Below are 22,798 nucleotides of genomic sequence, written 5' to 3'. Positions count from 1 at the left end.
TTCCTGAAAAAACGATTTCACAGATGTTAAAAAAACATTAAAATTCGTCGCGCAAGAAATTGCATTTTTAATAATATCTGCGACGAATAAGGAGAAAGTATGCGGTTTTCAGGCAAGGCGGCAGGCATGCGCAAGGCGAGCGTGCTGGTATCGGCAGGGGTAATGGCGTTGGCGCTGGCGGCATGTGCCCAGCAGCCGGCGAAGCAACAGCAGGCAACTGTACATTCGACTGACCATCCGGCGGTCATGACGCAATCGTTGCAGCAGCAGATCACGGCGGACCAGGCGCTGCAATTGCTGAAGGACGGCAATGCGCGCTATGTATCCGGACAGCCGCTGCAAGCCGATCATCGCGCGCAGATTGCGGCGACCGGCAAAAACGGCCAGTTCCCGTTCGTACAGATCGTCAGCTGCATCGATTCGCGTTCCTCGCCGACGCAGGTGTTCGATCTGGGCGTGGGCGATGCCTTCAGCTCGCGCGTGGCGGGGAATATCGTCAATGAAGACATTCTCGGCAGCCTGGAATACGGCGCGAAAGTGGCGGGTGCCAAGTTGATCGTCATCCTTGGCCATACGTCGTGCGGCGCGGTCAAGGGCGCTTGCGACAACGTGGCGTTGGGCAATCTGACCGGCTTGCTGAAGAAGATCGGTCCGGCCGTCAATGCAACGCCTGACGTGCATGGGAAGGATCGTAGTTCGCACAATCATGCCTTCGTCAATGCGGTGGCCGAGAAGAACGTGCACCTGACCGTACAGAATCTGCTGGATCAGAGCCCGGTACTGCGCCAGATGGTGGCGAAGAACGAGATCAAGGTGGTCGGCGCGATGCTGGATGTGAAGAGCGGTGAAGTGGCGTTCTACTGATTCAGTTGATCGTCCATGGTCTCAATGAAAAAGCCCGCTTGCAGCGGGCTTTTTTCTGATGCGGCAGAACGTCGCAGATTCAGTACGTCGGCGGCACGTAGCCGGCGGCCTGATCCGCGCCTTCGCCGAAGAAGTGTTTTTCCATCTGCGCCGCCAGATATTTGCGCGCGCGCACGTCGGCCAGGTTCAGGCGGTTTTCGTTGACCAGCATCGTCTGGTGCTTGAGCCAGCCAGCCCAGGCTTCCTTCGAGACGCTTTCGTAGATGCGCTTGCCGAGTTCGCCCGGATAAGGCGGAAAGTCCAGTCCTTCGGCTTCCTTGTCGAGTTTGACGCAGTGGATCATGCGAGTCATTTCTGTTTCCTTGAAAAGGCCGGCGCGTATTCGTATTGGCGCGGCTTGTTGAACAAGGCCGCCACGCACATCGATGGAGGCGGCGGCCGGAATGTTTAAAGCTTCTTGATGAAGACCAGCGATTTGCGCTGCCAGTTGTACATATGTTGCCTGTCCTTCGGCAGGTCGTCCACGGTTGCCGGGACGAAACCGCGTTTCAGGAACCAGTGCGCGGTGCGCGTCGTCAGTGCGAACAGCTTCTTCATGCCGGCGGCACGCGCGCGATTTTCGATGTGTTTCAGCAGACGTTCGCCGTCGCCCTGCGTCTGCGCATCCTGGTTGACGATCAGGCAGGCCATTTCTCCCATGCCGTCGTTCGGGAACGGGTAGAGTGCCGCGCAGCCGAAGATCACGCCGTCATGCTCGATAACGGAGAAGTGATGAATCTCGCGCTCGATCAGTTCGCGGCCGCGTTTGACCAGCGTGCCGTCGGCTTCGTACGGCTCGATCAGCTTGATGATGCCGCCGACGTCCTCGATGGTCGCATCACGTAGACTTTCGACGTTCTCGAACGTGACCATGGTGCCGACGCCATCATGCGTGAACAGCTCCAGCAGTGCCGAGCCGTCGGTCGAGAACGGCACGATGTGCGCGCGGCCGACGCCGGCGTTACAGGCCTTGACCGCATGCTGCAGATAGAAGGCGGAGTCGGCCGGAATGCAGCTGTAGTCGAGCACGGCATTGGCCTGATGCGACGACAATTCACGGATTTCCGCCCCCGTGTTGTCGACGATCATTGGCGTTTCGGTGATGAAGATCAGCTTGTCGGCGCGCAGTGCGGTAGCAGCGGAAACGGCCACGTCTTCCATCGTCAGGTTGAAGATTTCGCCGGTCGGAGAGAATCCGAGAGGCGACAGTAGCACCAGGCCGCCTGCGTTCAGGATCGGATGGATGGTTTCGTAGGCAATCTTGCGCGTAACGCCGGTCAGTTCGTGGTCGACGCCGTCGATCACGCCGAGCGGGCGTGCGGTGACGAAGTTGCCGGAAATGATGCGGATCGCCGCGTGCGCCATCGGCGTGTTCGGCAGGCCCTGGCTGAAGGCGGCTTCGATATCGAGGCGCAGTTCACCGGCGGCTTCCTTCGCGCATTCGAGCGCAGCCGTATCGGTGATGCGAATACCGTTGTGAAAGCGGCCTTCGACGTTACGCAGCCCCAGTTGCTCGGCCACCTGCGGGCGTGAGCCATGCACCAGCACGATCTTGATGCCGAGCGCATGCAGCAGCGACAGATCGTGCGCCAGCACCGGCAGCGCACCGGCCGTCACCAATTCGCCGGGGAAGGCGACCACGAAGGTCTTGCCACGGAAGGCATGGATGTAGGGCGCGACTGAGCGCAGCCACTGGACGAATTGTTCGGCGTTTTCCATCCGCGCATTATAAACAGCCATGCGGCACAACGGGCAGACGCGGGCGGCGAAAGCAGGCGCTCTGTATAATTCCGTCCACATGTCCGCACCTGAAAACACCCCGCAAAAACCGTCTTCCCCGCGTCATCGTCCTGCCGGCAGCAAACCGTCTTCTGCCGTGCCGCCGGTGCGCAATCCGCTGCCGCCCGTCACATTTCCCGAAGAGCTACCGGTTTCCGGCAAGCGCGGCGACATCGCCAAGGCGATCCGCGACAACCAGGTCGTCATCGTCAGTGGCGAGACCGGCTCCGGCAAGACCACGCAGTTGCCGAAGATCTGCCTCGAACTCGGGCGCGGCGAGAAGGGGCTGATCGGCCACACGCAACCGCGCCGCATCGCGGCATCGTCCACCGCCAAGCGCATCGCGCAGGAACTGAATTCGCCGCTGGGCGAGCACGTCGGCTACAAGGTGCGTTTCAACGACACGCTGAGCGGCGGCGCTTGGATCAAGCTGATGACCGACGGCATCCTGCTGGCCGAGACGCAGACCGATCCCTTGCTGCGCCAATACGACACCATCATCATCGACGAGGCGCACGAGCGCAGCCTCAATATCGACTTCCTGCTCGGTTACCTGAAGCAATTGCTGCCGAAGCGGCCGGACCTGAAAGTCATCATCACATCGGCGACGATCGATGCCGAACGCTTTGCACGCCATTTCGCTCGCGGTGACAAGTTGCCGCCGGTGATCGAGGTGTCGGGACGACTGTATCCGGTGGAAATCCGCTATCGTCCGGTCGAGCCGGATCGCGTGCCGAATGTGCAGAACAATCCGAACGCAACCTCTGATGCAGCCGCTGCACGGCGTTCTTCCCAGGCGGCGAAGGAGCGCAGCCAGCGCGACCTGATGGACGCGGTGGTGGATGCCGTCGATGAGCTGGCACGCATCGGTTCCGGCGATGTGCTGGTGTTCCTGCCCGGGGAGCGCGAAATTCGCGACGCGGCCGAAGCGCTGCGCAAGCATCATCCGCCGCACGTGGAAATCCTGCCGTTGTTTGCGCGCCTGTCGGCGCAGGAGCAGGAACGCATCTTCAAGCCGACCAACGCGCGCCGTATCGTGCTGGCGACCAACGTCGCCGAAACCTCGCTGACGGTGCCGGGCATCCGCTACGTGGTCGATGCCGGCCTCGCACGCGTCAAGCGCTACAGCTACCGCAACAAGGTCGAGCAGTTGCAGATCGAACCGGTCGCGCAGTCGGCGGCGAACCAGCGCGCCGGCCGTTGCGGCCGCGTCGCTGCCGGCGTTTGCATCCGCCTCTACGACGAACAGGATTATCTGCAGCGGCCGAAATTCACCGATCCGGAAATCCTGCGCTCGTCGCTGGCATCCGTCATCCTGCGGATGAAGTCGCTGCATCTGACGGACGTCGAGGAGTTTCCCTTCATCGAACCGCCGCTGGGCCGCGCGATCGCCGACGGCTATCAACTGCTGCAGGAACTCGGCGCGGTCGATGACGACAATCGCCTGACCAAGCTCGGCCGTGAACTGGCGCGCCTGCCGCTCGATCCGCGTGTCGGCCGCATGATCCTTGCCGCGCGCCAGAACGCCTGCCTGACCGAAATGCTGATCATCGCCTCGGCGCTGTCGGTGCAGGATCCGCGCGACCGGCCGATGGAAGCGCAGAACGCGGCCGACACCGCGCACAAGAAATTCGCCGACGACAAATCCGAATTCCAGAGCTATCTGAAAATCTGGAAGTGGTTTCAGGAAGCCATCGAGCACAAGAAGACCAACCGGCAATTGCAGGAAGAATGCCGAGCCAATTTCCTGTCGCAGCTGCGGCTGCGCGAATGGCGCGACGTGCATTCGCAACTGCTGACCATCGTGCGCGAGCAGGGTTGGCGACTGAACGAACTGCCGGCGACCTACGAGCAATTGCATACGGCGCTGCTGACAGGCCTGCTGGGCAACATCGGCTTCAAGGCCGAGGACGAACCTCACTATCTGGGGGCGCGCGGCATCAAGTTCCACATCTGGCCCGGTTCGTCGCTGTCGAAGAAAGCCGGTAAGTGGATCATGGCCGCCGAGTTGATCGACACGTCGCGACTGTACGCGCGCTGCATCGCGCAGATCCAGCCGGAATGGCTGGAACGCATTGCCGGCCACCTGCTGAAGAAATCCTACGGCGAGCCGCGCTGGGAAAAGCGCACGGCGCAGGTTTCGGCCTACGAACGCGCGACGCTGTACGGCCTCGTCGTCTATAGTCAGCGCCGCATCAACTACGGCCTCATCAATCCGGCCGAAGCGCGCGAGATTTTCATCCGCGACGCGCTGGTCGGCGGCGATTTCGACACGCGCCTGCCGTTCTTCGCGCACAACCAGAAACTGGTGCGCGAGATCGAAAACCTCGAACACAAGTCGCGTCGCATCGACGTGCTGGTCGACGACGACCTGATCGCCGCCTTCTACGACAAGCAGATTCCGGCCGATGTGGTCAATGGCATCGGCTTTGAGAAGTGGGTCAAGGATGCGTCGGCGCACGAACCGAAACTGCTCTACCTGAACCGCGACGACCTGATGCGCCACGAGGCAGCCGGCGTGACAACCGAACTGTTCCCGAAGGCGATGAACGTCGCCGGCATCGAGATGGGTTTGACCTATCACTTCGAACCCGGCTCGCCGCGCGACGGTGTCACGTTGACCGTGCCGCTGTACGCGCTGAACCAAGTCTCGGCCGAGCGCAGCGAATGGCTGGTGCCCGGCATGCTGAAAGAAAAGGTGCATCTGCTGCTGAAATCGTTGCCGCAGAAGCTGCGTCGCCATTGCGTGCCGCTGCCCGATTACGCGGCCGGTTTCTGCGATCGCGTGCAGGACAGGCACATCTTCGGCCGCGGCAGCCTGCTCGACGCCGTGATCGCCGACGTGCGCGAGCAGACCACGGTGATGACGAAGACCACCGACTACAAGCTGGAGACGTTGCCCGCACATCACTTCATGAACTTCAAGGTGATCGACGAGCACGGCCGTCAGCTGGAGATGGGGCGCAACCTTGGGGTGCTGCGTTCCGAACTTGGTGGACAGGCGCGCGAGAGTTTTCAGCGTCTGGCGGAGAACACGACGCCGACCGTGGCTGAACCGACGACACAAGCGGGCAAGTCGTCTGCCGCGCCGGCTAAGGGCGGGCAACAGAACGTATCTGCCTCAGCCGAACATCAAAACCTGACCGCCTGGACCTTCGGCGAACTGCCCGAACTGCTGGAAATCCAGCGCGGCAAGCAGACGCTGATCGGCTTCCCGGCACTGGTCGATCGCAAGACGCATTGCGACGTCGAAGTTTTCGACGATCCCGACGAAGCCGCGCGCACGCATCGCATCGGCCTGCGCCGCCTATTCGCGTTGCAACTGAAGGAACAGCTGAAGTTCCTCGACAAGAACATCCCCGGCCTGCAGCAGATGGGCATGCAGTTCATGGCGCTGGGTTCGCAGGAAGAATTGCGCGACCAGATCATCGAGAAGGGGCTGGAGCGCGCCTGCCTGCAGGAACCGCTGCCGAAGAACGCGCAGGAATTCAACACGCGCCGCGACGAAGGCAAGGGGCGTCTCGGCTTGCTGGTCAACGAGATCGCACGACTGGCCGGCACCATCCTGACCGAATATCACGCATTGCCGAAGAAGCTTCAGACGGCGAAGGCGCACACGCAGTCGTTCAACGACATGCAGGCACAACTGCAAGGCCTGATCGGCAAGCGCTTCATCGCCGATACCGATTACGTGCAGCTATCGCATTTCCCGCGCTACCTGAAGGCCATCGCCACGCGCATCGACAAGCTGCGCGCCGATCCCGCACGCGATGCGAAAGCGATGGCCGAGTGGCTGCAGGCCGCGCAGCCGTGGCAGCGCGCGTTGAAGGATAGGTACGGCGATCCGAAAATGAACGAATATCGCTGGATGTTGGAGGAGTTGCGCGTGTCACTGTTCGCGCAGGAATTGCGAACGCCGATGCCGGTGTCGGTCAAGCGGTTGCAGAAGGTGTGGGAGTCGATGCAGAGATAGAGGAGTGGAACTCTAACGCTTGAGTTAGCCTTCTTCCTCGGTAGGCGCGCTGCTATCGCTCAAAAGATCTTTGAGAGAAAGCTCCTTGATCTCTTCCTTGGCGAGCTGCTCTGCGAAGTACTCGTCAAACTGCTCGGCACGGTACCGAAGCAACCCAGGCCCCATATGGCCCATGTCAGAGATCGCGTCAAATATGATGCCGCGGACATCCGCTGCCAAAGCTGCAAAGCTCGTCCAGTCCACTCCAATTCGCATCAAATAATCACGCGGAAAGCGCATTTCATAGAACGTCCCGTCTGGCTTTATAAGTGCGGACCGCCCGAAAGTCGGTCGTGGACCTGGAATGTCTCGCACTGCAACAATCCCAGCCTCGCTTAGCAGTTCATCGAAGGGAATTGTCCCCTGCGTCACTAGAGAGTAGTTGGGGAATTGCAATCCGCTCAGAAAGTCCGCAAGGCGACGATATTTAATGACGCCGCGAGCGACTTCTCGACTCTGACTGTTTCCAATAGTTGAGATGATCGCTGTTTTTATGTCTTCGATCTGCTCAGAGATAGTGAACATCTTCCGTGATTCGCTAGCTCCTTCGCGCTGCTCTCTCAAGAGCTTTTGAAACAATGATCCCCACTGCTTGAGGAGATGGGATTCGATATCCGATATACGACTAAACGGAATTACAGCATTTCCCTTATTCCTGTGGTGAAGGAAGCTGATGAATTCAAAAATGTACTTAGCTGTATCCGGCTTATCAATTGAAGGGAACTTGATTTTTTCCGAGAGGTCTTTGTTCTTCTGATAGACAAGTTGATCATGCATTACCTTCTCTTCGACGAAGGCGAAAACAGGAACGGATGCGTCGATCGCCTTCAGAACTTCAAGTTGGGTTATCGAAAGCTTTTCCGGGTCTTTGAGAACTGTTACGTCGAAGCTTGAGTTAACGAGGTTCTCTAGATCAATCAAACTCAATGCTTCCGGAACCGCTCGACCACCGAAGCGCGAACCTATGAGGAGCACAACCATGTCTGCATTCGGAACATCCTGAATGCAGCTAGTGTGGGTGTGTGTACGAGGGTCATAGAGCACATCAGAGTACTCGCTCAGAATTGGGTCGTAGCCTAGGCGGAGAAGAAATGCCCGAAGCTGCTCTCGCGCCATCCCGAGGTCATAGCAAGTGGAGGAAACAAAGACTTTTGGACTAGGCATAACGTGTCCTGAGAAGGCTAACGTCCAGCATCAGCCGCGCTGGCTTCCTGCGTGTCGGTTGCATGCCATTGTTAGGTAGCTTATGCCGCTGGCCAAACATTCGAAAAATCCATCTTGATCTTAATCTGATTCTCAAAATCCATGATCTTTCTGGCGCAATCAACTTTTCCCCACCATCGATCAATGACATATTGATTGATCGGATCGCGATAGTGGTAGAGATTGCTCCCGATCTTCTGATCCGCGTTTACGGGCGCAAGAACACAGGGCAGACCAATGGCGTAAACGGCGCTTTCCGGCAAAGTCATCGACTGGTTCTGAATGTCGATCATGAACTGCTGAATACCGTTCGCAACCTTGACTGTTATGCCATATCCATCCGGCAGTTCATTGCCATGTGCGAGATTGCAGCGGAATTTTTCGTAGACGATGTCCTCGAACTTAATGCCGACATTGCCCTTGTTGTCTTTGAACGGGAAGACTGTCTCTTGAAGATCAAGGCCACCGTGCATTAGCTCCATGATGTCGAGATTATCAACAAGGAACTTCCTAAATCTTTCGCCGACCTTTTTGATCTGCGGATACATCTTTTTCGCAGTTCCATCGACTGCCAGGCACGCGAATAGCATCGCCTTTTCCACATCTCCGGCGTCACAAGAATCTAGGGAATGCTTAATGTAATCGGCGATTTTCATAGCTGCCTAACGCTTGAATGAATTGTTAGGGGGCGCTTTTGACGGCCACGGTGAGCTTGCCAATTGAATCATTGATTGCTTTAAGTTTGCGAATGACCGGGTCTTGAGGAACGTCGGCATGCACGTAAGGCTTGAGATCAATGACATGGCGCTCCTCAACTCGCTTTGCGCCAAATTTGTAGGTCGCATTGACAGTGAAGGTTGTGGGGCAGGTACTTGGATCCGCGCCATCAGCAAAGACTACGAACCCTTGTGCCAAGCCAAAGACAATCTCCGAATCTGGCGGAAGCGAGTCAATTGGCTGGTTAAAGGCGGCGAACGACGCTAGATCATTGTGTTCGGAACGCTCACCAAACTTGAAGAAGGAGCGATCGATTGCCAGGTGAAGGTCAGTTGCAGCGGTTTTGCCAAGATTTGCTATGCGAAGGTAGAAGATTGGGTTGTCCGGCTCCAAGTACGGCGTAACGGTCACGTATGGGCGGTAAGTGGCCTCAGACTGTTCTCGCATGGCCTCCACGACGCGCTCGTTGGCTTTGAGAATGCGATAGGTCACCCATGCGTAGAAGCCGGTAATGATGACCAGAAGTGCTGTTAGGAACTCGATCATAGTCGGTGCACCCCCTAACTATATTTAGATCGCCGCATCATATGATCGTGACATTGCCTAAGTCAATAAACGAAAAATGCATGTCATTGAAAAATAAGAATATTTGCCATAAACATGGGATTTGGAGCGCATAAATAGTTTGGTAAGGGCTGGGTGATACTTGTATCCCGTCAGACCAGATGAGCGTCTTTGTATGTGAGCAGACGGGATAGGTTAAAGCGATTGAGGAATCGCATCAGAGGTTTGTTTTGGCAGGCTGCCCCTTCGATTTCGCGTAAAATTGCCAGATTTTCCTCAACCTCCAACGCAAAGCAAAGCATATGTCCATCAAATCCGACAAATGGATACGCCGCATGGCGGAGCAGCACGGCATGATCGAACCGTTCGAGCCGGGGCAGGTGCGCCAGTCGGACGGGCACAAGATCGTTTCCTATGGCACCTCGTCGTACGGCTACGATATTCGCTGCGCGGACGAATTCAAGATATTCACCAACATCAATTCGACCATCGTCGATCCAAAGAACTTCGACGAGAAATCGTTCGTCGATTTCAAGGGCGACGTCTGCATCATTCCGCCGAACTCGTTCGCGCTGGCGCGCACCGTCGAATACTTTCGCATTCCGCGCAACGTGCTGACGATCTGCCTCGGCAAATCGACGTATGCGCGCTGCGGCATCATCGTCAACGTGACGCCGTTCGAGCCGGAATGGGAAGGTTATGTGACGCTGGAATTTTCGAACACGACGCCGCTGCCGGCGAAGATCTACGCGGGCGAGGGCTGCGCGCAAGTGCTGTTCTTCGAGAGCGATGAAGTGTGCGAAACCTCGTACAAGGATCGTGGCGGCAAGTACCAAGGCCAGCATGGCGTGACGCTGCCGAAGACCTGATTCTCGTTTCTAGCTGTTTTTCTGTCGCGTCAGCCGTCTTCCGGTGGCGCGGCAAATTTCCTCGCTTCGGCAAGCATCCTTTCCACTGCGCCTGATTGCGGCGCATCGCGATACGCCAGATGCAGCGGCGCGCGCAGGCCGGGCGCCTGTTCCAGTTGCAGATAGACGACGCCTTCCAGTTGCACGTACCGCATCGACGCCGGCACGATGGTGACGCCGATGCCGGCGGCGACCTGGCTCAATGTCGATAGATACTTGCGCGCTTCCTGCACGACGCGCGGACTGAAGCCGGCGGCGCGGCAGGCGGCGATCACGGTGTCGTACAGGCCGGGGCCGCTGGGACGGCGATTCAGGATGAAGTCTTCTTTTTGCAACGCAGTCAGCGGCAGGCTCTTGCGGCGACGGTTTGTCCCGCGCAGCAGCTGATGCGTGGCCGGCAGCGCCGCGATCATTTCTTCCACCAGCATCGTTTCCATCTTCAGGCCGGCAGCATTGCCGACGGGCGAGCGGATGAAGGCGACGTCCAGCCGATTTCTCAGTAGCGCTTCGACCAGTTCGGCCGTATTGCTTTCTTCGATCGTCAGTGCGACTTCCGGCGAGCCTTGGCGAAAGGCGCGGATGACCGAAGGAATCAGCGGATGCAGCGAGGCGGTTTCGGTGAAGCCGATTGCGATGCGCCCGCGCTCGCCGCGCGCGATGCGGCGCACGCTGTCGATCGTCGTGCCGACCTGTTCGAGGATCAGATGCGCATCGGCCAGTAGCGCATGGCCGCTCTCGGTCAGTTCCATGCCGCGTGGCAGGCGGCGGAACAGCGCGACGCCGAGCTCTCTTTCCAGCGCACGGATCTGCTGGCTCAACGGCGGTTGCTGGATGCCGAGGCGCTGCGCGGCTTTGGTCAGATGTCCTTCTTCGGCGACGGCGACGAAGTAGCGCAGCAGGCGCAAATCGATTGCTGACATATCTAAAAAGTATGGATTAGTGCTAAATCATATATTAGACAGCATGGCTGTGCGAGCGTAATCTTTGCGCATGGAAACGCAGCACGAAATACAACAGGAAGCGACGCAGGCAGCCGTCGAGACGGTATCGACGGATATCGATGCCGTGCCGACGACAATGGAACTGTTCCTCGGCTTTCTCGGGCTGGGGATGATGGCCTTTGGCGGCGCGCTGCCGCTGGCGCATCGGATGCTGGTCGAGCGCAAGCGCTGGCTCAGCGAAGAGGAATTTACGGAAATGCTGGGGCTGTGCCAGTTTCTCCCCGGCGGCAACATGATCAACATGTCTGTCGCAGTCGGCATGCGGTTCCGCGGCGTGCGCGGCGGCATCGCCGGGCTGCTGGGACTGATCGCCGTGCCGTCGATGGTGGTCGTGCTGCTGGGCATGCTGTACGAGCGCTATCAGGACGATCCGCAAGTGGCGCATCTGTTCGCCGGGCTGGCCGCAGCGGCAGCCGGACTGCTGGTAGCGATGGCGATCAAGATCGTGCGTCAGTTGCGCGGCAATCTGCCGATGCTGGCGGTTGCCACCGTCTGCTTTTGTGCGATTGCCTTGCTGCGTCTGCCGTTGTTGTGGACGATGCTGGCGATGACGCCGATCAGCATCTGCATCGTGAAAATCGGGAAGGGGTTGCGTAAATGATTGCGACGCTGATTGCGCTGGCGCTGATCTTTTCGCAGCTGGCGCTGCTGGCCTTCGGCGGCGGCAACACGATCCTGCCGGAGATGCAACGGCAGGTGGTGGAAGTGCATCAGTGGATGACGGCGCGGGAATTCAGCGCGTTGTTCGCGTTGAGCCAGGCGGCGCCGGGTCCGAACATGATGATCGTGCCGCTGATCGGCTGGCATGTCGCCGGCTGGGCGGGCTTCATCGTGACGTCGGTTGCCAAGTTCGGTCCGTCATCCATACTGACGATCGTGGCGCTGCATGCCTGGGAACGCTTCAAGGACAATCCGTGGCGCCGCATCATCCAGGCCGGATTGGTGCCGGTGACGGCCGGCGTGGTGGCAGCCAGTGCAGCGGTGATCGCGCATGCGGCCGACCGCAATGTGCTGTTGACGGCGATCACGGTGGTGACTGCGCTATTGGCATGGCGCTCGCGCATTCATCCGTTGTGGCTGTTGCTGGGCGGCGGCCTGGTTTCGCTGGCGGTTGAAGGCTGGGTGTAGGCACAGTCTTTAAGAGACGAGTGCTGTTGCGCGCCGGCCTGTTGGCTGCGCAGGCTGTCAATCAGCGGCGATTCCTGAATGCGGTTTTCAGTGCAGTGACCGGATCGGCGCTGCCGTCCAGACCGGCGACCGACGACAGCAGCGTCAATGTCTTGCCGTCGAAGCGGAAGGCATCGGCCGACAGGAAGCCGCCGCTGCCGGCTGCACGCACGGTCACGACAATGTCTGACTTGCCGTCGCCGTCCACATCGGCGAACAGCAGTTTCTCGATACCGCCGTCGCGCGGCCGCACGAGTCCGGTGACGAAACTGTCGTAGGGAAAGCCCGGTTCGCCTTTCGCATAAAGCCGCACGCTGTAGCTGCCGATGCTGCGCGGTTCGAGATCGCCTTCGGCAACGACGACCGTCGCCTGTGTCGGCGGAAGAGCGTCGTGCCGGACGATGCGTTCGTCGTCGTTCGACGCGGCTGTAGCGGCGGAGGTGAAAAGGGCGAGACAGAGCAGCAATGCCGGCATCCTGTTCATCGATCTGGTTCCTTTCTGTAGAGTGCAAACCAAACGCAGTTTCACGCTGCCTTCAATCGTGTTTTCAACCGTATTTTCAACTGCCGATGCGCGCACCCTGGCGCGCAAGCAATGAGCGCAATACGGAACGGTGGCAATGCTTTTCGTCTTCGCAATAGCAGCCGACAGAGAAATCCGTCTGGTGCGACAGCGCAGCCAGCAGCGCGATGGCGCGCTGGTTTTCCGGCGTTGCCATTTCGGCGCGATATTTGTTGAAGAAGGCGCGCCAGTCTGCCGCCGTTTTTGCCTGATGTGCGAGCTTGACGGCTTCAGGCGAGGGCGAGAGATTGGGAAACCAGACGTCGTACCAGTTCTGCGCAGCGAATTCGGATTTGGGAATTCCGCGAGGCGGACGTCGTACGGTGCCGATGCGCAGTCCTTCGTTGCTGCTGCGCGCGCTGCCCAGTCTGACGATGCGTACGACCATGATGCCTCCTTGGCGATACGTGCTTTCGGAAAGAAATCATGGGGCATGGCCCCTGTGGCTAACCTTACCGCAATTCAATCGCAGGCGGGTGAACTGAGGTCGAATTGCGGATTCCAGACCACTTCCCACAAATGGCGATCCGGGTCCTGGAAGTAGCCGGCATAGCCGCCCCAGAACGTGGCGTGCGCGGGTTTGACGATGACAGCACCGGCTGCTTTGGCCTGCGCCATCACGACATCGACTTCATCTTGCGACGCGACGTTGTGGCCGATCGTGCATTCGATCGGCGAGGAAGGGGAGAGCGCGAGTCCGCTGTCGTGCGCAATGCTGGCACGCGGCCACAGCGCCAGTTTGAGTCCGGCCTGCAGATCGAAGAAGGCGACCGCGCCATGCGGGAATTCCGTCCCGACGATGCCGTCCGTCGGCAGGCCGAGACCGTCGCGATAGAAAGCGACCGCGCGTTCCAGATCATCGACTCCCAACGTGATGACGGTGATGCGCGGTTTCATGGCGGCGCTTTTACCGTTGCCCTGGCTGTCGCTTTACTGCTTGACGCAATCGACGAAGTAGCCGCGCTTGCCGTCCACTTCGCGCGTCACCAGGCCGTGGACGTCGGTTTCGAAGCCGGGGAACTTCTCGTTGAAGTCGCGTGCGAAGCGCAGGTAATCCACGATGGTCTTGTTGAAGCGCTCGCCCGGGATCAGCAGTGGAATGCCCGGCGGATACGGCGTCAGCAGGATGGACGTGACGCGGCCTTCGAGATCGTCGATTGCGACACGTTCGATCTCGCGGTGCGCCATCTTCGAGAACGCATCGGAAGGCTTCATCGCCGGCTGCATGTCGGACAGATACATCTCCGTCGTCAGGCGTGCGACGTCGTAGGCCTTGTAGAAATCGTGAATCATGTGGCACAGGTCGCGCAGGCCGACACGCTCGTAGCGCGGATTCGCCTGTGCGAATTCCGGCAGGATGCGCCACATCGGCTGGTTCTTGTCGTAATCGTCCTTGAATTGCTGCAGCGCGGTCAGCAGCGTATTCCAGCGGCCCTTGGTGATGCCGATGGTGAACATGATGAAGAACGAATACAGGCCGCACTTCTCGACGATGACGCCGTGCTCGGCCAGATACTTGGTGACGATGGATGCCGGGATGCCGGTGTCGCCGAACTTGCCGTCCAGCGAAAGACCCGGCGTGACGATAGTCGCCTTGATCGGGTCCAGCATGTTGAAGCCCGGTGCCAGGTTGCCGAAGCCGTGCCATTCGTCCTCTGCACGGATCATCCAGTCCTCGCGCGAGCCGATGCCGTTGTCGGCGAAATTGTCCGGGCCCCAGACCTTGAACCACCAGTCGTCGTCGCCCCATTCTGCTTCAACCTTGCGCATCGCGCGGCGGAAGTCCAGCGCTTCGAGAATGCTTTCCTCGACCAGCGCGGTGCCACCCGGCGCTTCCATCATCGCGGCGGCGACGTCGCACGAGGCGATGATCGAGTACTGCGGCGAAGTCGACGTGTGCATCAGATAGGCTTCGTTGAAGGTGTCCTGATCGAGTTTCACCTTCTCCGATTCGCGCACCAGGATCTGCGATGCCTGCGACAGGCCGGCCAGCAGCTTGTGCGTCGATTGCGTGGAGAAGATCAGCGATTCCTTCGCGCGCGGACGATCCTTGCCGATCGCGTGCATGTTCTTGTAGAAGTCGTGGAAGGTCGCGTGCGGCAGCCATGCTTCATCGAAATGCAGCGTGTCGATCTTGCCGTCCAGCATGTCCTTCAGCACCTCGACGTTGTAGACGACGCCGTCGTAAGTCGATTGCGTGATCGTCAGGATTCGCGGCTTCTTGTTCTTCGCTTCGCGCGCGAACGGGTTGGCTTCGATCTTCTTCTGGATGTTTTCCATCGAGAATTCGCTCAATGGAATCGGGCCGATGATGCCGAGGTGATTACGCGTTGGCATCAGGAACACCGGAATCGCGCCGGTCATGATGATCGAGTGCAGGATGGACTTGTGGCAGTTGCGGTCGACCACGACGATGTCACCCGGCGCGACCGTCGAGTGCCAGACCATCTTGTTCGACGTCGACGTGCCGTTCGTCACGAAGTAGCAGTGATCGGCATTGAAGATGCGCGCGGCATTGCGTTCCGACGCGGCGACCGGGCCGGTGTGGTCCAGCAACTGGCCGAGTTCTTCCACCGCGTTGCAGACGTCGGCGCGCAGCATGTTTTCGCCGAAGAACTGGTGGAACATCTGGCCGATCGGCGATTTCAGGAAGGCGACGCCGCCCGAATGGCCCGGGCAGTGCCACGAGTAGGAACCGTCGTTGGCGTATTCGACCAGCGCGCGGAAGAACGGCGGCGACAGGCTGTCCATATAGGACTTGGCTTCGCGGATGATGTGGCGCGCGACGAATTCCGGCGTGTCCTCGAACATGTGGATGAAGCCGTGCAGTTCGCGCAGGATGTCGTTCGGAATATCGCGCGAGGTGCGCGTTTCGCCGTACAGATAGATCGGAATGTCGGCGTTCTTGTGGCGGATTTCGCCGACGAAGGCACGCAGCGATTTCAGCGCGTAGTCGGTGTCTTCATAGGAGCCGGTGCCGAATTCCTCGTCGTCGATCGACAGGATGAAGGCCGAAGCGCGCGATTGCTGTTGCGCGAACTGGGCCAGGTCGCCGTAGCTGGTCACGCCCAGTACTTCCATGCCTTCCTTCTCGATCGCGTCGGCGAGCGCGCGGATGCCGAGTCCGGAGGTGTTCTCGGAACGGAAATCTTCGTCGATGATGACGATGGGGAAGCGAAATTTCATGAGGTCTCCAGCTGGAAAGGCGCGTGCCGGGCGACGGCCGCCCGAAAGATGCGAATTTTCGCAGATATGCGGAAATTGTGTGGAGAAAACGCCAGTTTTGCGGCGGCAAATGCCGCCGGTGTTGTATATGACGGAATCGTGACGCTTTGGTTTCGCCCCGGCTTCGCTTTGGTCTCGATTCGCCGTCAGCGGACGCGGTCGTAGGTCACGTAGGAAAAGTCGAAACCGTTGGCGTCCGAATGGTGGTTTTCACGCGCGGTTTCCTTCCAATGCGCTGGATCGATGGCGGGGAAGAAGGCGTCGCAGTCGAAGCTCTTGTCGATATGGGTGACGATCAGGCGGTCGGCCTCGGCCAGCGTATCGGCGAAAATCTGGCCGCCACCGATGATGAAGGCCGGCGCGTCGCCGACCAGCGCTTTGGCGGCTGCAATCGATGTCACGGCTTCCACGCCGTCATGTTTCCAGTCAGGATTGCGCGTGATGACGATGTTGCGGCGGTTCGGCAGCGGGCGGCCGATCGAATCGAAAGTCTTGCGGCCCATGATGATCGGACGGCCGGACGTGGTGCGCTTGAAGTGCGCGAGATCTTCCGGCAGATGCCATGGCAGCTGGTTATTGATGCCGATGCCGTTGTTGGCGTCGACGGCGACGACGAGGGTCAGTTGGGACATGAAGGTCTTTCGTTCAGACGGCCATCGGCGCGGTCAGCGGCGCATGATGCTGGTAATCCTCCAGCGAGAAATCGGAAGGCTCGATCTGTTCCAGCCACTCGGGTTCGTATTTGCCGGTGACGGCGTAATCGGGAATGCGGTCCGAAATTTTCAGTTGCGGCGCCGGATACGGATCGCGCTGCATCTGCTCGTTCAGCATGTCCAGATGATTTTCGTAGATGTGCGCGTCGCCGATGAAGTAGGTGAACCATTTCGGCTTGTAGCCGGTGAGGCGACCGACCAGATGCAGCAGCGCCGCGCCTTCGGCCAGGTTGAATGGCGTGCCGAGGCCGAGATCGTTGCTGCGGATGTACAGACACAGTGAGATTTCCCTGGTTGCTACGTTCGGCAGGAACTGATACAGCAGATGGCATGCCGGCAGTGCGATCGCATCCAGATCGGCGCAATTCCAGCCGTGGAACAGGATGCGGCGGCTCTGCGGATTCTTGATGATGGTGTCTAGACAATCGCGCAACTGGTCGATCGCCTTGTACAGCAGCACCTTGTCCACGCCCTGATCCTTGACGACGCCGACGACGCGGAAGCCGCGTTCCTGCGCATGCACGATTTGCGCCTTCTTGTCGGCCTCGATCAGCTTGTAGGCTGGCCACGCGCGCCACTGCACGCCATATACCGGACCGAGATCGTCTTCTTCCAGCCGGTATGGATTGGCCAGCCATTCGACGTTTTCGTTGGCGTTCTGGTCCCAGACCTTGCAGCCGAGCGCGCGGAAGTCTGCGGCGCTACGCGATGCGCGCAGGAAGCCGACCAGTTCGCCGATGACGGATTTGAAGGCGAGGCGCTTGGTCGTGACGGCCGGAAAGCCGTCCTTCTGCAGATCGAAGCGCAGCATCGCGCCAGGAATGCTGATGGTGCGGATGCCGGTGCGGTTGTCCTGCCATGTGCCGGTATCGAGTACCGTGCGTACCAGGTCAAGATACTGTTTCATGCATGGTCCGTTCGAGTGGGCGGGCAGCCGAAAAACCGAAAAAGGCTGCGCGCGGGCATTGGGAAAAACGCTATTTTAACGCGAGGGCAGGCGGCGTTCGGGTTCGCGCTCAGGGGTGGCCGAACTGCAGGGCAGCCAGTCCGGCATATAGTCCGCCCTGCGCGACCAGCGACGCATGCGTGCCGGTTTCGACGATGCGGCCGTGTTCCATCACGATGATGCGATCGGCGCGTTGCACTGTCGCCAGGCGGTGCGCGATGACCAGCGTCGTGCGACCGACCATGGCGGCTTCCAGCGCGCCTTGCACCAGTCGTTCGGATTCGGCATCCAGCGCGCTGGTGGCTTCGTCCAGCAACAGCAGCGGAGGGTTCTTCAGCAATGCGCGTGCGATGGCGATGCGCTGGCGCTGTCCGCCGGACAAGCGCACGCCGCGCTCGCCAAGGAATGACAGATAGCCTTCCGGCAGGCGTTCGATGAATTCGTGCGCGGCGGCCAGCTTGGCGGCAATGGTGACTTCTTCGTCGCTGGCATCCGGGCGGCCGTAGCGGATGTTTTCCATCGCGTTGGCGGAGAAGATCACCGTATCCTGCGGCACGATGCCGATGGTGTCGCGCAGGTCGTGCAGATCCAGCTCGCGGATATCCACGCCGTCCAGCGCGATCGAGCCTCGCTGCGGATCGTAGAAGCGCAGCAGCAGCTGGAACAGCGAGGTCTTGCCCGCGCCGGACGGGCCGACGATGGCGACTGTTTCGCCGGCGGCGATGGTCAGCGACAGATCCGACAGTGACGGCGTGCCGGGACGTGACGGATAGCAGAAAGTCACGCCGTCCAAGATTAGCGAAGCGCCGTTGGCACGGCGCGGCGGCAGCGGTGTCGGTTGTGCCGGCGGCACGATCGGCGATTGCGCCGCCAGCAGTTCCAGCAGGCGTTCGGCCGCGCCGGCGGCGCGCTGTGCATCGCCGCTGACTTCGGACAGCGCGCCGATGGAACCGGCCACTAGCGCCGAATACAGGATGAACTGGCCGAGCTGGCCGCCGCTCATCGTGCCGTCGATCACCGCATGCGCGCCCAGCCACAATACGAACACGATCGCGCCGAACACCAGCAGGATCGCAACGACAGTCAGCAAGGCACGTGCGCGGATGCGGCGCACGGCGGTACGGAAGGCTTCCTCGACGGTAAAACCGAAGCGCTCGGCCTCGATGCGTTCATGCGTGAACGCCTGCACGGTCGGCATCGCGTTCAGAATTTCGCCGGCCAGCGCCGACGCATCGGCCACACGGTCCTGCGAATCGCGCGACAGTGAACGCACACGGCGGCCGAACCAGACGATGGGTAGCACCACGGCGATCAGCATCAGCAAGATGATGGAGGTCAGCTTGACGCTGGTGACGAACAGCATCACGAGGCCGCCGAGGAACAGCAGCATGTTGCGCAAGGCCATCGAGATGCTGGTGCCGACCAGCGTCTGGATCAGCGTGGTATCGGTGGTCAGGCGCGACAGCACTTCGCCGCTCTGCGTGGTTTCGAAGAATTGCGGACTTTGCGTGACAACGTGCGCATAGACGGCATCGCGGATGTCCGCGGTCACGCGCTCGCCGAGCCACGACACCATGTAGTAGCGGCCGGCGGTCGCCACGCCCAGCACGCAGGCGGTAGCGAACAGCGCAATGAAATACGTGTTGATGTGCGACGTGCTCTGCACGCCGGCCGCGCCGAAGCCGAGATCGATCATCTGCCGGAATGCATACGGGATCGCCAGTGTTGCCGCTGCGGCGACGACCAGTGCAATGCCGGCCAGCACGAACTGTTTGCGATACGGAACCAGAAAGCGCGACAGACCGCGCAGCGTGGCGAGGCTGCCCTTGCGAGGAGTACTCGTGATGGTGGAACTCATGTAATTGCTTGATTCTGTACGTAATTTAACGCAAGGCACCAATAAAATGTGGCACGAAACGCGAACGCAAAGCGCGCTGCCTTGTCTCTATCGTATCGGATACGAACGCCGGGGCGCGAAGCAGAGTAGAGTAGCACCAATCGCGATTCGATGATCCTGCATTGCATGTAACTTTTTCCGTCTGTTATACGTATTGATTACGTATCAGCCAGACAGCCTTGCTGACGGTAGTTGTCAGCAGCAGTCCGCAATAATGAACGATCAGCCGAGCGGCACGATTTTCGGCACCATTCAAAACGGGAGAAATCATTGACACGGTTCATCCAATGCATGACCGCACCACAACGCGATATCCGCGATGAATTAAAAGCAGGGCTCAACGCGGAACACGCGAACGTCTCGCCCAAGTATCTGTACGATGCGCTCGGCTCCAAACTGTTTGAAGCGATCTGCGAACTTCCCGAGTATTACCCGACACGCACCGAAACTGGCATCTTTGCCGAGCACGCCGAAGCGATCGCCGCTTCGGTCGGCCGCGGTGCCACGCTGATCGATCTTGGTGCCGGCAATTGCGCGAAGGCAGCGAAACTGTTTTTATCGTTGCAGCCGTCGCAATATGCACCGGTCGACATTTCGGTCGATTTCCTGCGCGATGCAGTGGATCGCCTGCAGATGCAGTTTCCGCAGATCGATATGGTCGGTGTCGGCATGGATTTTTCATCCGATCTGGCGTTGCCGGATGCGGTCAACGACGACAACCGTCTTTTCTTCTACCCCGGTTCGTCGATCGGTAATTTCACGCCGGATGAAGCGCTGGCTTTTCTGAAGCGCGTGCGTGCAGCGTGCACGAGCGGCGGTAAAGCGAATGGCGGCATTTTGATCGGTGTGGATCTCGTCAAGGAAAAAGGCGTGCTCGATCTTGCCTACGATGATGCACTTGGCGTTACCGCTGCCTTCAACCTGAACATATTGCGTCACCTAAATGTTCTTCTCGACGCCGATTTCGAACTGCGCGCATGGCGGCATCGCGGCTTCTTCAATATGGAGCGCAGCCGCATCGAAATGCATCTGGAATCGGAAATCGACCAGACTGTTTCCTGGAGCGGCGGTGAACGCCAATTTGCGCGCGGTGAACGCATACATACCGAAAACAGTTATAAATACACGCGGGAGAACTTCATCGCCATGCTGCGGCAGGCAGGGTTCGGCGATGTTGCCGCATGGACCGATCCTGCCGGCTGGTTCCTTGTCTGCCACGCCAGAGCGGCCTGACCGTAACGACTATAGGAACCACATTTACCGGAAACGGATCGAATCCGTTCCACCGATCAAAAAAGCAGGTTCAACTTGCCATATCAGGGGCTGACATGAACGCACAAGCCGACCGCCTTCCGCTCAACACGATCGATCCGCTCGCGCGCCGCTTTGCGCAGGTGCGCGCGCATTCTCTGGAACTGGCTGCACCGCTTTCCGAGGAGGATTGTTGTGCGCAATCGATGCCGGACGCCAGTCCGATCAAATGGCATCTGGCGCATACGACCTGGTTCTTCGAAACCTTCCTGCTCGAACGCTGCGAGCACGACTTCAAACCTTTTCACCCTGCCTTCCGCATGCTCTTCAATTCCTATTACAACGGTGTCGGCGACAAGCATGCGCGGCCGAAGCGTGGCTTGCTGACGCGGCCGGCATTGAAGGAAGTCATTGCCTATCGCCGCAATGTCGATGCGCGCATGCAGGCATTGCTCGCGTCGCATGCCGGAAGCGATACGTACGTAGAGCTGGCGATGCTCGTCGAACTCGGTTTACAACATGAACAGCAGCACCAGGAACTGATGCTGACCGACGTGTTGCATTTGTTTTCATGCAATCCGTTATTTCCTGCTTATGCGACCGGAAAGCCGGGAGAACATATGCCTGCCGCGCCGCTGCAATGGCTGAAGTTCGATGCCGGCATCGTCGAGATCGGCCACGACGGCGACGGCTTCTGTTTTGATAATGAACTGCCGCGGCATCGCCAGTTCGTCGAACGTTTTCAACTGGCATCGCGCCTCGTCACGAATGGCGAATATCTCGCCTTCATCGAAGCTGGCGGTTATCGCGATCCGTCACTATGGCTGTCGGAAGGATGGGATTGGGTGAACAGGGAAGGGCTGACGTGCCCGATCTATTGGCAGCGTGATGCAGACGGTTGGAAAATATTCGGCCTGCACGGTTTGCGGGAGTTGGAACCTCACGCGCCAGCCGCGCATATCTCGTACTTCGAAGCGGATGCTTATGCACGCTGGGCTGGTGTGCGCCTGCCGACTGAAGCGGAATGGGAACATGCGGCGCGTAGGGGAAAGGAATTGCAGCAGTTGTTCGGCGTATGCTGGCAGTGGACGTCCAGCAGTTATGCCGCGTATCCGGGATTCAGGACGGCCGACGGTGCGCTCGGCGAATACAACGGCAAGTTCATGTCGAATCAGTATGTGCTGCGCGGTTCGTCCAGTGCAACGCCGGAGGGACATGCGCGGATCAGTTATCGGAATTTCTTTCCGGCGACGGCGCGGTGGCAGGTGATGGGGATTCGGCTGGCGCAGTAAAAAGCAATCTGCGACTACTTTTGGTAATCAATGGCTCGTTGCTCTTCAACCTTTATTTGATCGATATATCTTCCCGGTAGATGTCCTTGAAGGCTAGCATTGCGCTTAACCTTTGTTTGCCTCCATTGGAAATTCACATCTGTCAGAGATTCGGTAGTGTCTTTGTAAGTGCCGAATAGTCGGTCCCAGACTAGTATTGGGAAAATTGAATTCCCAACTTCTGCTGAATACTTTCCCCTAGGCGCGGCCCAATTCCCGGCAACAATGACCGCAAGGTCTGCGGCATTTCCCGCAACTCCTTCCGCAATTCCTTCATCAGTTCCCACAGAGTATCGTTGCTCGTACCGTCCTTCATCGCGTCACGGCAATGCACGACCAGTTTGACGAGGTTGTCGGTCAGTGCGTGCAGGCTGTCGTCGTCGGTTTCACGCAGCAGACCGATCAACTGATCGTAGACAGCCAGCAGTTCGCGCAGTTCGGGGATGGCACTTTCTTTCGGCGGGGCAGGTTTGGCGACGCGCTTGAACGGGAGGATGTTGCTGCCTTCGGGAGTTTTGTCGGACATGATGCCGCCTGCGGTTTCGTGGGTTGATTCATGGTAAGTCTGGCTAATGGTCCCGTCAACGCGATTGCACAGGTACTGTCGTCATTCAGGCAT

General features: G+C 59.2%; 21 protein-coding genes. 7 read left to right on the top strand and 14 right to left on the bottom strand.

From position 1 onward, the window contains the following. The first annotated feature begins 99 nt into the window (after positions 1-99). Positions 100-864: a carbonic anhydrase family protein gene (locus tag ACO1VH_RS02505; RefSeq protein WP_486242192.1), complete on the top strand. Its 765-nt coding sequence runs from the start codon at positions 100-102 to the stop codon at positions 862-864. Between the two features lie 79 nt (positions 865-943). Here ACO1VH_RS02505 and ACO1VH_RS02500 read toward each other — a convergent pair whose 3' ends face one another. Then, positions 944-1,216: an oxidative damage protection protein gene (locus ACO1VH_RS02500; RefSeq protein ID WP_486242191.1), complete on the bottom strand. Its 273-nt coding sequence runs from the start codon at positions 1,214-1,216 to the stop codon at positions 944-946. 95 nt (positions 1,217-1,311) lie between these two features. Then, the gene (gene argA, locus ACO1VH_RS02495) at positions 1,312-2,622 is read right to left on the bottom strand and encodes an amino-acid N-acetyltransferase (RefSeq protein WP_486242833.1); all 1,311 of its coding nucleotides are present in this window, start codon (positions 2,620-2,622) and stop codon (positions 1,312-1,314) included. Between the two features lie 79 nt (positions 2,623-2,701). Here argA and hrpA point away from each other — a divergent pair, with 79 nt between their 5' ends. Further along, a complete protein-coding gene (hrpA, locus tag ACO1VH_RS02490) occupies positions 2,702-6,655 on the top strand; it encodes an ATP-dependent RNA helicase HrpA (RefSeq protein ID WP_486242190.1) in 3,954 nt (1,317 codons plus the stop codon). 24 nt (positions 6,656-6,679) lie between these two features. Here hrpA and ACO1VH_RS02485 read toward each other — a convergent pair whose 3' ends face one another. The 3 genes from ACO1VH_RS02485 to ACO1VH_RS02475 all read right to left on the bottom strand — a co-directional run bounded on the left by ACO1VH_RS02485 (position 6,680) and on the right by ACO1VH_RS02475 (position 9,160). Then, positions 6,680-7,858, bottom strand: coding sequence for a DUF4062 domain-containing protein (locus ACO1VH_RS02485; protein WP_486242188.1), 1,179 nt, complete (start codon positions 7,856-7,858; stop codon positions 6,680-6,682). Positions 7,859-7,938: 80 nt separating this feature from the next. Then, the gene (locus ACO1VH_RS02480) at positions 7,939-8,553 is read right to left on the bottom strand and encodes a hypothetical protein (protein ID WP_486242187.1); all 615 of its coding nucleotides are present in this window, start codon (positions 8,551-8,553) and stop codon (positions 7,939-7,941) included. A 25-nt stretch (positions 8,554-8,578) separates the two neighbouring features. After that, a complete protein-coding gene (locus ACO1VH_RS02475) occupies positions 8,579-9,160 on the bottom strand; it encodes a hypothetical protein (protein WP_486242185.1) in 582 nt (193 codons plus the stop codon). A gap of 320 nt (positions 9,161-9,480) precedes the next feature. On the opposite strand from ACO1VH_RS02475, the gene dcd reads away from it, so the two are divergent. Then, positions 9,481-10,047: a dCTP deaminase gene (gene dcd, locus ACO1VH_RS02470; RefSeq protein ID WP_188419361.1), complete on the top strand. Its 567-nt coding sequence runs from the start codon at positions 9,481-9,483 to the stop codon at positions 10,045-10,047. 29 nt (positions 10,048-10,076) lie between these two features. Here the strand turns inward: dcd and ACO1VH_RS02465 are convergent, their stop codons facing one another. Beyond that, positions 10,077-11,006 (bottom strand): LysR family transcriptional regulator, encoded by a 930-nt coding sequence (locus ACO1VH_RS02465; protein WP_486242184.1) that lies wholly within the window; start codon positions 11,004-11,006, stop codon positions 10,077-10,079. A gap of 157 nt (positions 11,007-11,163) precedes the next feature. Between ACO1VH_RS02465 and ACO1VH_RS02460 the strand changes: the two genes are divergently transcribed. Both ACO1VH_RS02460 and ACO1VH_RS02455 read left to right on the top strand, forming a co-directional pair. Further along, on the top strand, positions 11,164-11,688 hold the full coding sequence (locus ACO1VH_RS02460) for a chromate transporter (protein WP_486242831.1): 525 nt from the start codon (positions 11,164-11,166) through the stop codon (positions 11,686-11,688). Next, positions 11,685-12,215, top strand: a complete 531-nt coding sequence (locus ACO1VH_RS02455) for a chromate transporter (RefSeq protein WP_486242182.1) — start codon at positions 11,685-11,687, stop codon at positions 12,213-12,215. The genes ACO1VH_RS02460 and ACO1VH_RS02455 overlap by 4 nt, the downstream gene beginning before the upstream one ends. 61 nt (positions 12,216-12,276) lie before the next feature. On the opposite strand, the gene ACO1VH_RS02450 is transcribed toward ACO1VH_RS02455, so the two are convergent. From ACO1VH_RS02450 to ACO1VH_RS02420, 7 genes are all read right to left on the bottom strand, one after another. Then, positions 12,277-12,738, bottom strand: a complete 462-nt coding sequence (locus ACO1VH_RS02450) for a PliI family lysozyme inhibitor of I-type lysozyme (RefSeq protein ID WP_486242180.1) — start codon at positions 12,736-12,738, stop codon at positions 12,277-12,279. 76 nt (positions 12,739-12,814) lie between these two features. After that, positions 12,815-13,204 carry a DUF488 domain-containing protein gene (locus ACO1VH_RS02445; protein ID WP_486242179.1) on the bottom strand — a complete coding sequence of 130 codons (390 nt, stop codon included), beginning with the start codon at positions 13,202-13,204 and terminating at the stop codon, positions 12,815-12,817. Between the two features lie 74 nt (positions 13,205-13,278). Further along, positions 13,279-13,713: a VOC family protein gene (locus tag ACO1VH_RS02440; RefSeq protein ID WP_486242177.1), complete on the bottom strand. Its 435-nt coding sequence runs from the start codon at positions 13,711-13,713 to the stop codon at positions 13,279-13,281. A gap of 33 nt (positions 13,714-13,746) precedes the next feature. Continuing rightward, entirely contained in the window at positions 13,747-16,002 is a 2,256-nt protein-coding gene (locus ACO1VH_RS02435; RefSeq protein ID WP_486242175.1) for an Orn/Lys/Arg family decarboxylase, read from the bottom strand. A gap of 185 nt (positions 16,003-16,187) precedes the next feature. Further along, on the bottom strand, positions 16,188-16,673 hold the full coding sequence (locus ACO1VH_RS02430) for a dihydrofolate reductase (RefSeq protein ID WP_486242174.1): 486 nt from the start codon (positions 16,671-16,673) through the stop codon (positions 16,188-16,190). Between the two features lie 13 nt (positions 16,674-16,686). Then, positions 16,687-17,661: a thymidylate synthase gene (locus ACO1VH_RS02425; protein WP_486242172.1), complete on the bottom strand. Its 975-nt coding sequence runs from the start codon at positions 17,659-17,661 to the stop codon at positions 16,687-16,689. A gap of 109 nt (positions 17,662-17,770) precedes the next feature. After that, entirely contained in the window at positions 17,771-19,558 is a 1,788-nt protein-coding gene (locus ACO1VH_RS02420; RefSeq protein ID WP_486242170.1) for an ABC transporter transmembrane domain-containing protein, read from the bottom strand. A 330-nt stretch (positions 19,559-19,888) separates the two neighbouring features. Between ACO1VH_RS02420 and egtD the strand changes: the two genes are divergently transcribed. Both egtD and egtB read left to right on the top strand, forming a co-directional pair. Then, positions 19,889-20,830: an L-histidine N(alpha)-methyltransferase gene (gene egtD, locus ACO1VH_RS02415; protein WP_486242169.1), complete on the top strand. Its 942-nt coding sequence runs from the start codon at positions 19,889-19,891 to the stop codon at positions 20,828-20,830. Between the two features lie 95 nt (positions 20,831-20,925). Beyond that, entirely contained in the window at positions 20,926-22,140 is a 1,215-nt protein-coding gene (gene egtB, locus ACO1VH_RS02410) for an ergothioneine biosynthesis protein EgtB (protein WP_486242168.1), read from the top strand. 190 nt (positions 22,141-22,330) lie between these two features. Here egtB and ACO1VH_RS02405 read toward each other — a convergent pair whose 3' ends face one another. Next, positions 22,331-22,705 carry a hypothetical protein gene (locus tag ACO1VH_RS02405; RefSeq protein ID WP_486242167.1) on the bottom strand — a complete coding sequence of 125 codons (375 nt, stop codon included), beginning with the start codon at positions 22,703-22,705 and terminating at the stop codon, positions 22,331-22,333. Positions 22,706-22,798: the final 93 nt, after the last annotated feature.

The organism is Oxalicibacterium sp. (assembly GCF_057353965.1).
Note: the sequence above shows the minus strand (reverse complement) of the source record. Positions and strands in the feature narration are given on the sequence as shown.